The sequence below is a fragment of the Methylorubrum salsuginis genome, assembly GCF_900114375.1.
GTDB classification, from domain to species: domain Bacteria; phylum Pseudomonadota; class Alphaproteobacteria; order Rhizobiales; family Beijerinckiaceae; genus Methylobacterium; species Methylobacterium salsuginis.
The window spans coordinates 268,084-281,372 of record NZ_FOSV01000001.1 but is presented as its reverse complement, the minus strand read 5'-3'; the positions used below and the strand labels follow the sequence as shown (position 1 = coordinate 281,372).

Genomic DNA, 13,289 nt, shown 5'->3' with positions numbered 1-13,289 from the left:
CCGCCCATGTCCGCCCGCCTTCCCCGAAGCGCCTACGCCGCCATGTTCGGGCCGACCGTCGGCGACCGCATCCGGCTCGCCGACACGAGCCTCACGATCGAGGTCGAGCGCGATCTCACCACCTACGGCGAGGAGGTGAAGTTCGGCGGCGGCAAGGTGATCCGCGACGGCATGGGCCAGAGCCAGGTGACGAACGCCGCGGGCGCGGTCGACACCGTCATCACCAACGCGGTGGTGCTCGACCATTGGGGCATCGTGAAATGCGATGTCGGCCTGAAAGGGGGCCGCATCGTCCGGCTCGGCAAGGCCGGCAACCCGGACATCCAGCCGGGCGTGGACATCGTCGTCGGACCGGGCACGGAAGTCATTGCCGGCGAAGGGAAGATCCTCACCGCGGGCGGCTTCGACAGCCACATCCACTACATCTGTCCGCAGCAGATCGAGGAGGCGCTCTGCTCCGGCGTCACCACCATGCTGGGCGGCGGCACCGGGCCGGCGCACGGGACGCTGGCCACCACCTGCACGCCGGGGCCCTGGCACATCGCCCGGATGATCGAGGCCGCCGACCATTTCCCGATGAACCTGGCGTTCGCCGGCAAGGGCAACGCCTCGCTGCCGGGCGCCCTGAAGGAGATGGTGCGGGCCGGCGCCTGCGCGCTGAAACTCCACGAGGATTGGGGCACGACCCCGCAGGCCATCGACACCTGCCTCACGGTGGCCGACGCCCACGACGTGCAGGTGATGATCCACTCCGACACCCTCAACGAAGGCGGCTTCGTCGAGGACACGATCGCCGCCTTCAAGGGCCGCACCATCCACGCCTTCCACACCGAAGGGGCGGGCGGCGGCCACGCGCCGGACATCATGAAAGTAGCGGGGCTCGAAAACGTCCTCCCGTCGTCGACGAACCCGACGCGCCCCTACACCAAGAACACCATCGACGAGCATCTCGACATGCTGATGGTGTGCCACCACCTCGACCCGGCGATCCCCGAGGATCTGGCCTTCGCCGAGAGCCGCATCCGCCGCGAGACCATCGCGGCCGAGGACATCCTGCACGACATCGGCGCGCTCTCGATGATGTCCTCGGACAGCCAGGCGATGGGCCGGGTCGGCGAGGTGGTGATCCGCACGTGGCAGACCGCCGACAAGATGAAGCGCCAGCGTGGCGCCTTGCCGGGCGACGCTTCGGGCAACGACAACCTGCGCGCCCGCCGCTACGTCGCCAAGTACACGATCAACCCGGCGATCGCCCACGGCGTGTCGCGGCACATCGGCTCGGTGGAGCCCGGCAAGCTTGCCGACCTCGTGCTGTGGACGCCCGCCTTCTTCGGCGTGAAGCCCGACCTCGTGCTGAAGGGGGGCATGATCGCCACCGCCCCGATGGGCGACCCCAACGCCTCGATCCCGACGCCCCAGCCGGTGCATTACCGCCGGATGTTCGCCGCTCACGGCCGGGCGCCCTTCGCCACGGCGCTGACCTTCGTCTCGAAAGCCGCGGTCGAGGACGGCCTGCGCGCGCGGCTGGGCGTGCAGAAGGAGCTGGTCGCCGTCGAGAACGTGCGGGGCGGTATCTCGAAAAAGAGCATGATCCTCAACGACGCGACACCGGTGATCGAGATCGACCCCGAGACCTACGACGTGCGCGCCGACGGCGAACTCTTGGTCTGCGAGCCGGCCGAGGTGGTGCCGATGGCCCAGCGCTACTTCCTGTTCTGATGCTGCGCGCCCGAACCCTCATCCGCCGCGACGCCCTCACGAGCGGCGAGATCGTCGACCGCGTCGTGCTCGACCACGGCGACCGGCATCGCCGCCGCATCGCCATGCGCGGGGTCGGCGGCACCGCGTTCCTACTCGATCTGCCCCACCCGATCCTGCTCGATGACGGCGATGCCCTCGTCCTCGACGACGGCCGTCTCGTCTGGGTCGAGGCGGCGCCCGAGCGCCTGCTCGAAATCCGGGCGCCCACCGACCACGCCCTCAAGCGCCTGATCTGGCATATCGGCAACCGGCACATCCCCGCCGAGATCGGGGCGGAGGCCGTGTGGATCGCGCAGGACCACGTGCTGGCCGAAATGGTGCGGGGCTTGGGCGGCAGCGCCGAGCCGGTGGAGCGGCCGTTCCGGCCCGAGGGCGGGGCCTACGAGGGCGGTCACGGCCACGATCACAGTCACGATCATGGCCATGATCACGGTCACGGCCATCACCACCATGATTGAGGCGCTGCGGCTGATGGCGTGGCTGTCGCCGGCCTATCCGGTCGGGGGCTTCGCCTATTCGCACGGGCTCGAATGGGCGGTGGAGACCGGTGCGGTCGCCGACGAGGCGAGTCTGTCGGACTGGCTTGGCGACGTGCTGGAGCGGGGCTCCGGGCGCAACGACCTGATTCTGGCCTCTCACGCCCATGCTGCGGCCGGCGACGCCGCCGCCCTGGAGGCCGTCAACGACCTCGCTTTGGCGCTGGCGCCCTCGCGCGAGCTTCATTTGGAGACGAGCCAGCAGGGCCGCAGCTTCCTCGACGCGACGCGGGCCGCTTGGCCCTGCCCGGGCCTCGATGCGGTCGCCGAAACCTTGGCCGGACCGGTGGCGCTGCCGGTGGCGGTCGGCGCGGCGGCCTCCGCCCACGGCATGGCGCGCGGGCCGGTGCTCGCGGCCTACGGCCTCGCCTTCGTCCAGGCCATCGTCTCGGCGGGCCTCCGCGTCGCGCCGATCGGGCAGGGGGCCGGCACCCGAATCGTCGCCGCCCTCACCCCGCGGGTGGCGGCACTTGCCGAAACGGTCGAGCCGCTCGGCCTCGACGCGCTGGGCTCGTGTACGCTCAAGCTCGATCTCGGCTCGTTCCGGCACGAGACCCAGTATTCCCGGATCTTTCGCTCATGAGGGATACCATGACTTCCGCGAACGGCCCCCTGCGCGTCGGCATCGGCGGCCCCGTCGGCTCCGGCAAGACGGCCTTGATGGAGCAGCTGTGCAAGCGGTTGCGCGATGCTTACGACATCTGCGCCATCACCAACGACATCTACACCAAGGAGGATGCCCGCCTCCTGACCGTGGCCGGGGCACTGCCCGAGGAGCGGATCATGGGCGTCGAGACGGGCGGGTGCCCGCACACGGCGATCCGCGAGGACGCCTCGATCAACCTCGCGGCGGTCGCCGAGATGCGCCGCCGCTTCCCCCGCCTCGACGTGGTGCTGATCGAATCCGGCGGCGACAACCTCGCCGCGACCTTCTCACCGGAACTCGCCGACATCACCCTCTACGTCATCGACGTGGCGGGCGGGGAGAAGATCCCGCGGAAAGGCGGCCCCGGCATCACCCGCTCGGACCTCCTCGTCGTCAACAAGACCGACCTCGCGCCCCTGGTCGGCGCGGATCTGACCGTGATGGAGGCCGACACCCGCCGCATGCGCGGGACCCGGCCCTACGTGTTCGCCTCTCTGCGCGAAGGCCACGGGGCCGACACCATCGCCCGCTTCGTCGTCGAGGCCGGGGGCCTTGCCCCATGATGCCGACAACGATGCCGACCATGATGCTCCACCGGAGAAACCGCATGACCTTCCGCTCCCTGGTGCCGGCCGCGGCGCTCGTACTCCTGCCCGGCGCGGCTTTGGCCCATCCGGGCCACGGCGAGGCGATGGGCTGGGCCGCGGGCTTCGCCCACCCCATCGGCGGCGCCGACCACGTCCTGGCGATGGTCGCGGTCGGGGTCATCGCCGGCCTCGTCGGCGGGCGGGCGCTGTGGCTGCTGCCCGCCGCCTTCCTCGGCATGATGTCGGCGGGCGCGGGCGCGGCAATCGCCGGCCTCGACCTGCCCTTCGTCGAGCCGGCGATCCTCGCCTCGGTCGCGGCGTTTGCCGTGATGGCGGTCTGCGCCCGGCTGATCCCGCTGGCCGCGCTCGCCGGGCTCGTGGGCGCCTTCGCGGTGTTCCACGGCGCGGCGCACGGGGCGGAGATGCCGGAGACCGCCTCCGGGTTCGCCTACGGCCTCGGCTTCCTCGCCGCGACGACCCTGCTCCATGCGGTCGGCCTCGCCGCCGGGCTCGTCCTGACGCGGATCCTGCCGAAATCCGGCACAGCCGCGCGGACGTGACGCTCCGAGTGACGCTCCGGGTGTCGCAGGCACGACACAACCCTGACGGATCGCGGCAGCGGCTCGGTGCGGCACGTTGACGATGCGGGCGGGCGCCGTGCTAACGCAAGCGTGACGGTTCCCCTCGGGGATCAAAAGGGAACGCGGTGAGGGCGCAAGCCCGATGCCGCGGCTGCCCCCGCAACTGTAAGCGGCGAGCCTTCCGCCACCTTAAGTCACTGGATGCGCCGCATCCGGGAAGACGGTGAGAGGGCGCTGACCCGCGAGCCAGGAGACCTGCCGTCAGCCGTGGTCACACGCGAGGCGCGTCGGGCGGGGTGCACCGATGGGTTGCCGGGGGCGGCAGCGATCCCGCGCGGGTCGATGCCTGTCCGCGGCCTCGTTCGCGGTGACGTGCCACTGCCGTTGCCCGAGGCCTCCTGCCCGTGTCCGATTCCCGTTCCCCGACCGCCCTCCGTCTGGCGGCGCTCGCCGTCGCGCTGCTGCCCCTCCCTGCGAGCGCGCAGGAGGCCGTCACCCTCGATGAACTCTCCGTCGCGGGCGAGGCGCAGCCGGCCCCCACGACCTTCTCGGCCAGCGCCGGTTACGTCGGCGGCGTCACCGGAATCGGCGGCGCGCTTGCCCCGGTGGCGTCGGCCAGCGGCGGGATCGTCTCCGGCGCGCAGGTCAACGCCCGGCCCGTCACCCGCCCCGGCGAGGTGCTGGAAGCGGTGCCCGGCCTCATCGTCACCCAGCATTCGGGGGAGGGGAAGGCCAACCAGTTCTTCCTGCGCGGGTTCAACCTCGACCACGGTACCGACATCGCCCTGTTCGTGGACGGCATGCCGGTCAACCTGCGCACCCACGCCCACGGCCAGGGCTATGCCGACCTCAACTTCCTGATCCCCGAACTCGTCGGCGCAGTGGAGTTCCACAAGGGCCCCTACTTCGTGCGCGACGGCGACTTCGCCTCCGCCGGCTCGGTGCGGATCGATTACCTCGACACGGTGGCCAAGACCGTCGCGCTGACCTCGATCGGCTCGTTCGGCTACCGGCGCGCGCTCACCATCGGCTCCGCGCCGCTGGGCGAAGGCAACCTCCTCGTGGCGGGCGAGGCGCAGACTTATGACGGCCCGTGGGACGTGCCGGACCGCCTGAAGAAACTCAACGGCGTGGTGCGCTACAGCCAGGGCACGGCCCTCGACGGCTTCTCCGTCACCGGCATGGCCTATTGGGCGAAGTGGAACGCCACCAACCAGATCCCCGAGCGCGCGGTGGCGGAGGGCCTGATCGGCCGCTTCGGCAGCCTCGATCCATCCGACGGCGGCGACACCGGCCGCTTCTCGCTGTCGGGCCGCTGGAGCCACACGGGCGAGGCCGGGACCACGAGAGCCAACGCCTACCTCATCCGCTACCGGATGAATCTGTGGAACAACTTCACCTATTTCCTCAACTTCGACAGCGTGACGACGGGCGACCAGTTTCGCCAGCTCGACGACCGGGTGCTCGGCGGGGCGGAGGTCAGCCACACCGTCCCCGGCGACCTGTTCGGGATGCCGATGGAGAACGAGGTCGGCCTCCAGACCCGCACCGACGCGATGCGGGTCGGCCTGTTCGACACCACGCGGCGGCAGTTCCGCCGGGCCGTCATCGACGATCAAGTGCTGGAGACGAGCGCGGCGTTCTACGTCGAGAACCGGGTGCGCTGGACCGACTGGCTGCGCACCAGCGTGGGCTTCCGCGCCGACGGCTACTACGCCGATGTCCGCTCCGACACGCCGGCCAATTCGGGGCGCGCCCGCGACGGCATCGTCAACCCGAAGCTCGGCCTCGTGCTCGGACCGTGGGCCGACACCGAATTCTACCTGAACTACGGCGGCGGCTTCCACTCGAACGACGTGCGCGGCGTGACCGCGACCGTCGAAGCCTCGGACACGCTTGCCCCCGTGGTGCGCGCGCCCTTCCTCGTGCCCTCGACCGGCACCGAGGTCGGCGTCCGCAACCGTTCCATTGCCGGATTGGAGACGGCGCTCGCCCTGTTCCGGCTCGATTTTGCCTCCGAGAACCTGTTCGTAGGCGATGCCGGCACCACCGAACCGAGCCGCCCGACCCGCCGCTTCGGCGTCGAATGGACCAACCGCTACGCGCTCACCCCCTGGCTCCAGCTGGAGGGCGACCTGACGGTGACGAATGCCCGCTTTTCCGACCGCGACCCGGCGGGCGGGCGCGTGCCCGACGCGCCGACCACCATCGCCTCGGCCGGGATCAGCTTCGGCGAAGGGGAGGGCTGGTTCGGCTCCCTGCGCTTCCGCTATTTCGGCCCGCGACCGCTCGTCGAGGATAATTCGGAGCGCTCGAAGGCGACCGCGCTCCTCAACGGCCGGATCGGCTACACCTTCGCGAGCGGCATCAGCCTGTCCCTCGACGTCCTGAATCTCACGAACGCCAAGGCCGACCAGATCACCTACTTCTACGAGTCGCGGCCGTTCGCCGGCGGCGAGGCGCGGGACGACCGCCACTTCCACCCCGTCGAGCCCACCGCCGTGCGGCTGACGCTGGCCGGGCGGTTCTGAGGGGCGGGCAGGGGCGGCTGAGGCCGCACCTGCATCATCATTCAGGTACGGCATCCGGACGCAGCTCGAAGCGGCCGGATCACGAACTATATATCCGCCTCCCAAGACAGGAGGCCGCCGTGAGGAAGCCGGAGAAGCCGGGCACGCAGGACAGCAAGACGCAGGAAGGCGGCGCGCTCGGCAATATCGACGAGCAGACCGGCCATCCGGGCAAGGGCACCTTGGGGGCGACGATGCGCCCGCAGGACAACCCCGACCCGTCGAAGGACCCGAAGCCCGAAAAATCCGGCGACGCCGACAAGCCCGCCTGAGCGCCGGGCTTAGAGTGCCTCACAAAACTCCCGTTCACAGCCGGTGTCCTCTCCGGGCGCGACGGCGCAGGGGGAGTTTTGTGAGAGACACTTACTCCGCCGCCCGCAAGGGCGTCTCGCCCTCGCCGAGCCAGGCGGCGAGGGCAGCCCGCGCCCGGTCGGTGAGCGCCCGCTTCTTGAGCGCCGCCTTCTCGGGGCCGCGCAGGCGCTTGCCCGTTTCGTTGCGCGGCATCCGCTCCAGCGGCGGAAACAGGCCGAAATTGACGTTCATCGGCTGGAACGAGCGCGGCGCGTTGGCTTCCGCCTCCGCGCCCGCCTCGACATGACCGCCGGTGATGTGGGCGATCAGCGCGCCGAGCGCCGTCGTCGGGGGCAGGGGGGCGAGGGTCTCCCCCGCGGCGTCTGCCAGCGCGTAGCGGCCCGCCATCAGCCCGACCGCGGCGCTCTCGACATAACCCTCGCAGCCGGTGATCTGGCCGGCGAAGCGCAAGGACGGCCGCGCCTTCAGCCGCAGGGTCGCGTCGAGCAGGCGCGGGGAATCCAGATAGGTGTTGCGGTGCAAGCCCCCGAGGCGGGCGAACTCGGCGTTCTCCAGCCCCGGAATCGTGCGGAAGACGCGGATCTGCTCGGCGTGGCGCAGCTTGGTCTGGAAGCCCACCATGTTGAACAGCGTGCCGAGCGCGTTGTCCTGGCGCAGCTGGACGATGGCGCAGGGCTTGACCGTCGGGTCGTGCGGGTTGGTGAGCCCCACCGGCTTCATCGGGCCGTGGCGCAGGGTCTCGGGGCCGCGCTCGGCCATCACCTCGATCGGCAGGCAGCCGTCGAAATAGGGGGTCGTGGCCTCCCATTCCTTGAACGAGGTCTTTTCGCCCGCGATCAGGGCGGCGATGAAGGCGTCGTACTGGGCCCGGTCCATCGGGCAGTTGAGATAATCGGCCCCGGTGCCGCCCGGCCCGGCCTTGTCGTAGCGCGACTGGAACCACGCCTTGCCCATGTCGATCGAGTCGCGATGGACGATCGGGGCGATGGCGTCGAAGAAGGCGAGCGAGTCCTTGCCGGTGAGCGCGGCGACCGCCTCGGCGAGGGCCGGGGAGGTGAGGGGGCCGGTGGCCAGGATGGTCGGGCCCCATTCCTCGGGCGGCAGGCCGGCGACCTCTTCGCGGACGATCTCGACGTTCGGATGCGCTTCGAGCGCCGCCGTGACGGCCTGCGAGAAGGCATCGCGGTCGACCGCGAGCGCCCCGCCCGCGGGCACTTGGTGGGCGTCGGCCGCGCGCATGATCAGCGAGTTCAGGCGCCGCATCTCCTGATGCAGCAGGCCCACCGCGTTGCCGTTGGCGTCGTCCGAGCGGAACGAGTTCGAGCAGACCAGCTCGGCCAGCCCGTCGGTCTGGTGGGCCTCGGTGGCGCGCTGCGGCCGCATCTCGTGCAGCACCACGCGCCCGCCGCCCTGCACGATCTGCCACGCGGCCTCGGAGCCGGCGAGCCCGCCGCCGACGATATGAATCGGATCCGTCATCGCGACGGGATAGGATTTCGCGCGCCCGCGATCAATGCGGCCGATGCCCCACGCGCTCGACGCGGGGGCCGCATAGGCGTTGCCCGAAGCCTGCGCGGCGGCGGAATCGCCACGGCGATCGCACCCGTGCCTTGTCAGGGCGGGCCGGCGGCGTCATCGCTGTTCGTCACGGTCCGGCGAGGCGCCGGGCAGCGTCGGGACCGCATCATGTCGGACGATCCCCATCCCCATTCCCCCGCCGACGCGGGCGCCGAGACGGACCGGGGCGGCGCCACCGAGCCCCGCCCGGAAGGCGACGGGCCGTCGAGGGCGGGCGAGGGGGAGGGTCAGCCCGCGGCCACGGAGGCCGCACCGGTCGCCGACGATGCGCCGGTCGCCGAGGCCGTGAAGGTCGCCGAAGACGTGCCGGCCGGTGCGTTCGGCGGCTTCGTCGCCGGCACGCATCTCGCGACCGCGGACGGTCCGGCGGCGGTCGAGTCCCTGAGCGTCGGCACCGTCCTCGTGACCGCCGGGGGCGTCCGGCGCCCGATCCGCTGGATCGGCCAGCGCACGGTCTCCTGCCACGGCCGGACCGATCGGCAGCCGGTGCGCATCGCGGCCCATGCCTTCGGCGAGGGCCGCCCGGAGCGCGACCTCCTCGTCTCGCCCGGCCACGGCCTCTGCCTCGACGTGCTCGGCGAGGTGCTGATCCCGGCCGCCCGCCTCGTCAACGGCACGACGCTCGCCCGGATCGCCCTGGAGAGCGTCACCTACTGGCACGTGGAACTCGGCGGCCACGACATCCTCCTGGCCGAGGGCCAGCCCGCCGAGAGCTGCCGCGACACCGGCCATCGCCGCCTCTTCACCGCGGCCGGGGAGGGCCACGTCTCCCCATCGGAAGCCGCGATCCGGCTGGCGGCGACCGGTGCCTGCCGCCCGATCCACGAGGAGGGCGTGATGATCGAGGTGCTGCGCACCCGGCTCGCGGACCGCGCCCGGAGCCTGGGCTGGCACCTGTCGGAGGCGTCGCTGGCGGGGCTGCACCTCGTCGCCGACGGACGGACGATCCAGCCGGACGTCAACGGACTCGTCGTCCGCTTCGTGCTGCCGACGGAGGCGCGCGACGTGCGCCTCGTCAGCGACGCCAGCATCGCGGCCCACGTCCTGCCGGGCTCCACAGACGAACGGCAGCTCGGCGTGGCGGTGGCCGAACTCAGCATCGACGACGGCCTGACCGGCCTGCGCCGGATCGCCCTCGACGATCCCCGGCTGGAGACCGGCTTCCATCCGCTCGACGGGCAGGGGGGAGACGACAACGGGGCGCGCTGGCGCTGGACCGATGGCGGCGCCGTGCTGCCGGCCGCCCTTTGGGAGGGGTGCCGCGGCACGGTGGTGTTCCTGCGGATCACCCTGTCCTGCCCACCCCTGCCCCGCTGGATCGGCCCGCGGGAGGCCGCCGGGGTGGTCGATCTCGCCGGGTTCCGACGCCCGCAATGAGGCGCGCCGGCAACGGCTCTTTTCCCAAAGCCGGTTTCCGCCCTTCGGGCCGATGCTCTCGACCCGATGGGATCAGGTCGCGGTCGGCAAAGGCGGAAAATGCTCCATGAAGCGCACGCCGTCCCACAATTCGACGGTGGCCGCGCCGGATCGGCGGCGCGCCAGCACCACCGCTTCGCCGTCGTCGGCGGCCGCGATCGGCTCGTTCAGGAGGATGTGTCCGCTCGCGCTCAGAATGAGCACGCGGTAGGCGGCGGGGAGCTCTGGGCAGATCGGCGGGCCGACGAAGAGAGGCAAGACCAGCTCCGTGTCCGTTCAGGCGGGAGCGCGAGGTCTCTCAGCCGCTGGCGCCCGGGATATCCCTGCCTACGATGAAACGAGTGTAAACCCTCGTAACATGGATGCAAGCGAAGCAGGCGCCGTACATGCCTTCGTGACGTGCGGCGCAACCGCTCATACCCAATCCGGTCGATCCCTTCGGGATGGCGGATCTAGGCTTCGCTCAAGGGCCGCGCGGGCTTGCCGATACGGTCCCCGCTCGAATCAAGCGGGGACCGTATCGGCCCCGCATCAATGCAGCTTGGGCCCTACGAGGAAGCGATCGCGATCGACCGAGGTCAGCGACAGGCGCAGGGGACGGCCGTCGCGGCCGATCGTCAGCGGCACGCGCACGCCGGCCTCGCCGAGCGCCCAGACCTGCCGGAAGAAGCCGGCCAGATCCGCCACCGGCTCGCCCGCCACCTCCGCCAGCACGTCGCCGGGGCGCAGGTCGGCGACCTCCGCCGGGCCCCCGTCGGTCAGGCCCATCACGACGACGCCGTCCTCGGTCTCGGTGGCGTAGAGGCCGAGCCAGGGCCGGGGCGGTCGGTCGGCCCGGCCGCGGGCCTCGAGGTCGGCGAGGATCGGCGGCAGCAGCTCGATCGGCACGACCATGTTGATCGCCCGCGCCCCCGCGCTGCCGCCCTGCTGGAGCTGAAGCGAGCCGATGCCGACCAATTCGCCGTCCGGCCCGATCAGGGCGGTGCCGCCCCAATGCGGGTGGGAGGGTGCGGTGAACAAGGCCTCGTCGAGGACGTACTCCCAGTAGCCCGCGAATTCCTGGCGTCCGACCAGCTCGACCGCGAGGCTGTGCCCGCGCCCGCCCGCCCCCGCGATCACGGCCCGGTCGCCGATCCGCAGGGCATCCGAGCTTCCGAGCCGCAAGGCGGGCAGGCCGAGATCGCCCAGCGCCTGGACGAGGCCGAAGCCGGTCACCGCATCGTAGCCGACGACATGGGCGGGCACGAAGCGCCCGTCATGGGTGGTGAGCCAGACGCTCTCGGCCTCGATCACGAGATAGCCGATGGTCAGCACGAGGCCGTCCTCGCGGATCACCACGCCGTTGCCGGCCCGCTCGGTTCCGAGCGTCTCGGCGGTGAAGGCCTCCGCGGGCGCGCGGGAGGACAGGGAGACCACCGAGGTCAGCGCCCGTTCGAGATCGTAGGCGTAGTCGCCCGATTTCGGCTGCTGGGCGGCCGGGATCCTGAATTCGCCGTGCGCGGCCATGCGCTCCCTCTCCCGCGACGTCCCGAAGCCTGCCCGGTCACGTTTCGAAGAGCATCGGGCATGCCGGATAAGATAGGCGGCCCCGCCGCCGCCGACAGGCGGCGGATCGTTTGCACGATCGCCGCGGTCCATGCCCGCCCCCGGCGCGGCCGCGGCCTCCGCGGACGTGACGCCTCCTCGAGGCCGGCGCTCCGCAGGGGACACTTCGGGCTGGACCACGAGGCCGGATCGATGGCGCAGGCCGTTGCCGTCCGGTAGATTGCCCGCAACGTTTCCGCCGGACGCACGAGCCCGCCCGCATGTCCCCCCCATCGCCGACCGAGACAGGAGCGGGCCGTGCTGCCGCGTGACATCGACGGCGGCGAGGATGCGGTGCTCGCGGGCCTCCTCGAAAGAATCGCCGGGCGGGACGAGGCGGCGCTCAAGGCCCTGTACGACCGCACGGCGGCGAAACTTCTCGGCCTCATCCTGCGTATCCAGCGCGACCGGAGCTTGGCCGAGGACGTGCTTCAGGACGTGTTCCTGCGGATCTGGCACGCGGCCGGATCGTATGCGCCCGCGGCGGGGGCGCCGCTCCCCTGGCTGTGCGCCATCGCGCGCAACCGGGCCATCGACGGGGTTCGCCGCCGAAGCGAGGTCGCGATGCCGTCGGGCGAAGCCGGCGAGGCGTATTGGGAACGGCTGAGCGCCCCGGGCGGCGGCGAGGACGCGATCCTCGACCGCGACGCCCTGGTCGCCTGCCTGTCGCGGCTCGACCCGACCCAACGGGACTGCGTGGTGCTGGCCTATTGCGAGGGCTGGTCGCGGGAAGAGCTGGCCGTGCGCTACGGCCGTCCGGTCAACACCGTGAAGACCTGGCTGCACCGCACCCTGGCCTCCCTGAAATCCTGCCTGGAGACGGGAGCATGAGCGGCGGCCGGGACGACGAGGGCCTGCGCGATCTGCGCGCCGCCGAGTACGTGCTCGGCACGCTCGATGCCGGTGAGCGGGCGGCGTTCGAGCTGGAACGGACGCTCGATCCGGCGACCGAGGCGGCTTTGCGCGGCTGGGAGCGGCGGCTTTCCCCCCTGGCGCGGGCGGTGCCGGCGGTCCGGCCCGGTCCGGCGCTGTGGGGCCGCATCGCTGCGGCGCTGCCGTCGGGCGGGGCGGGGCGGGAGGGCGCTCCCCAGCACGATGCGCGTCTGGCCGCCGCTGGGGAGAGCCTGCGCGCCCTCACCCGGCAGGTTCGGTTCTGGCGCCGTGCGACCGCGGCGGCGGCAGGCGCGGCGGGGCTCGCCGCCGCCGGCCTTGCCCTGGTGCTGGCCGGGCCCCTGCGGCCGGTGCCCCCGCCGGGGGGACGTTCCGTCGCGGTGGTGACGAGCGGCGGCGACCTGCCGGCCCTGATCGTCAGCGTCGATGCCGCCAGCGGCACCGTGCGGGTGCGCCCCCTCGCCGCCCGCGCGCCCGCGGGCCGCAGCCTGGAACTCTGGTATATCGGCGCGGGCGCCGCGCCGCGGCCCCTCGGCCTCGTCGGCACCGAGCCGGCCCGCCTCGCCCTGCCCTCGGAAGCGGGGTCTGCCGCGGGCGGCACCCTCGCGGTGTCGGTCGAGCCGCCCGGCGGCTCCCCCACGGGCCAGCCGACCGGACCGGTGGTCTATACGGGCAAGCTGATCCCGGAGTGAGGCGAAGGCACCGGCCAATTGCTTTTCGATCTCAGAAACTTGCCATCGTATGTTGAGGTAAAGTGCAAGGTGGCCTGTTCCCGTTCGGCCTGAGCAGCGGCCCGAAAGGTGGGAACCGGCGTTCGGAAAAAGGCC

At 71.7% G+C, this 13,289-nt stretch carries 13 protein-coding genes and 1 riboswitch; of the genes, 10 read left to right on the top strand and 3 right to left on the bottom strand.

Features of this window, described 5'->3' with window-relative positions; genetic code table 11:
- Positions 1 to 6 precede the first annotated feature (6 nt).
- The 7 genes from ureC to BM140_RS01255 all read left to right on the top strand — a co-directional run bounded on the left by ureC (position 7) and on the right by BM140_RS01255 (position 6,953).
- The gene (ureC, locus tag BM140_RS01285) at positions 7 to 1,719 is read left to right on the top strand and encodes an urease subunit alpha (protein WP_091941155.1); all 1,713 of its coding nucleotides are present in this window, start codon (positions 7 to 9) and stop codon (positions 1,717 to 1,719) included.
- Entirely contained in the window at positions 1,719 to 2,219 is a 501-nt protein-coding gene (locus BM140_RS01280) for an urease accessory protein UreE (RefSeq protein ID WP_091941153.1), read from the top strand. The genes ureC and BM140_RS01280 overlap by 1 nt, the downstream gene beginning before the upstream one ends.
- Positions 2,185 to 2,880: an urease accessory protein UreF gene (locus BM140_RS01275; RefSeq protein WP_091941721.1), complete on the top strand. Its 696-nt coding sequence runs from the start codon at positions 2,185 to 2,187 to the stop codon at positions 2,878 to 2,880. The genes BM140_RS01280 and BM140_RS01275 overlap by 35 nt, the downstream gene beginning before the upstream one ends.
- Before the next feature lie 8 nt (positions 2,881 to 2,888).
- Positions 2,889 to 3,506, top strand: coding sequence for an urease accessory protein UreG (gene ureG, locus BM140_RS01270; RefSeq protein ID WP_091941151.1), 618 nt, complete (start codon positions 2,889 to 2,891; stop codon positions 3,504 to 3,506).
- 44 nt (positions 3,507 to 3,550) lie between these two features.
- Positions 3,551 to 4,090 (top strand): HupE/UreJ family protein, encoded by a 540-nt coding sequence (locus tag BM140_RS01265; protein WP_091941149.1) that lies wholly within the window; start codon positions 3,551 to 3,553, stop codon positions 4,088 to 4,090.
- 98 nt (positions 4,091 to 4,188) lie between these two features.
- Positions 4,189 to 4,388, top strand: a riboswitch (cobalamin riboswitch).
- 127 nt (positions 4,389 to 4,515) lie between these two features.
- On the top strand, positions 4,516 to 6,642 hold the full coding sequence (locus BM140_RS01260; protein ID WP_425287032.1) for a TonB-dependent receptor: 2,127 nt from the start codon (positions 4,516 to 4,518) through the stop codon (positions 6,640 to 6,642).
- A 119-nt stretch (positions 6,643 to 6,761) separates the two neighbouring features.
- Positions 6,762 to 6,953: a hypothetical protein gene (locus BM140_RS01255; RefSeq protein WP_091941147.1), complete on the top strand. Its 192-nt coding sequence runs from the start codon at positions 6,762 to 6,764 to the stop codon at positions 6,951 to 6,953.
- Positions 6,954 to 7,044: 91 nt separating this feature from the next.
- Here the strand turns inward: BM140_RS01255 and trmFO are convergent, their stop codons facing one another.
- Positions 7,045 to 8,472: a methylenetetrahydrofolate--tRNA-(uracil(54)-C(5))-methyltransferase (FADH(2)-oxidizing) TrmFO gene (gene trmFO / locus BM140_RS01250; protein WP_091941145.1), complete on the bottom strand. Its 1,428-nt coding sequence runs from the start codon at positions 8,470 to 8,472 to the stop codon at positions 7,045 to 7,047.
- A 207-nt stretch (positions 8,473 to 8,679) separates the two neighbouring features.
- Here trmFO and BM140_RS01245 point away from each other — a divergent pair, with 207 nt between their 5' ends.
- Positions 8,680 to 9,948, top strand: coding sequence for a Hint domain-containing protein (locus tag BM140_RS01245; protein ID WP_091941143.1), 1,269 nt, complete (start codon positions 8,680 to 8,682; stop codon positions 9,946 to 9,948).
- A 72-nt stretch (positions 9,949 to 10,020) separates the two neighbouring features.
- Here the strand turns inward: BM140_RS01245 and BM140_RS01240 are convergent, their stop codons facing one another.
- On the bottom strand, positions 10,021 to 10,245 hold the full coding sequence (locus BM140_RS01240; RefSeq protein WP_091941141.1) for a hypothetical protein: 225 nt from the start codon (positions 10,243 to 10,245) through the stop codon (positions 10,021 to 10,023).
- 273 nt (positions 10,246 to 10,518) lie between these two features.
- Positions 10,519 to 11,493, bottom strand: a complete 975-nt coding sequence (locus BM140_RS01235; protein ID WP_091941139.1) for a S1C family serine protease — start codon at positions 11,491 to 11,493, stop codon at positions 10,519 to 10,521.
- A gap of 339 nt (positions 11,494 to 11,832) precedes the next feature.
- On the opposite strand from BM140_RS01235, the gene BM140_RS01225 reads away from it, so the two are divergent.
- Positions 11,833 to 12,402 carry a sigma-70 family RNA polymerase sigma factor gene (locus tag BM140_RS01225; protein ID WP_425287035.1) on the top strand — a complete coding sequence of 190 codons (570 nt, stop codon included), beginning with the start codon at positions 11,833 to 11,835 and terminating at the stop codon, positions 12,400 to 12,402.
- Positions 12,399 to 13,154 carry an anti-sigma factor gene (locus BM140_RS01220; RefSeq protein ID WP_091941135.1) on the top strand — a complete coding sequence of 252 codons (756 nt, stop codon included), beginning with the start codon at positions 12,399 to 12,401 and terminating at the stop codon, positions 13,152 to 13,154. The genes BM140_RS01225 and BM140_RS01220 overlap by 4 nt, the downstream gene beginning before the upstream one ends.
- The last annotated feature ends 135 nt before the right edge of the window (positions 13,155 to 13,289 follow it).